The sequence below is a fragment of the Bartonella sp. MR168JLCBS genome, assembly GCF_042194175.1.
Genome location: NZ_JBHIMP010000387.1, coordinates 469 through 699 on the forward strand (window position 1 = coordinate 469; position 231 = coordinate 699).

General features: G+C 38.5%; 1 pseudogene. It reads left to right on the plus strand.

Going from position 1 to position 231, the window contains the following annotated elements:
• Positions 1-231, plus strand: a pseudogene (mraY, locus tag ACFIK8_RS11555) (phospho-N-acetylmuramoyl-pentapeptide-transferase); the annotation flags it as partial.

Sequence of the window (231 nt, forward strand, 5' to 3'; positions counted from 1 at the left end):
AGTTGGCTCGTCCGGATTAGCTTTGCCCTTTGTGAAAGATTATTTTATCAATTTGAGCTGGTTTTTCCTTCCTTTTTCTGCTTTTGTTATTGTAGGGACTGGGAACGCAGTTAATTTGACCGATGGTCTTGATGGGTTGGCTATTGTGCCTGTGATGGTTGCTGCTTTGTCTTTTGCTTTGATTGCTTACCTTTCTGGTAATATAAATTTTGCTGATTATCTACAAATACA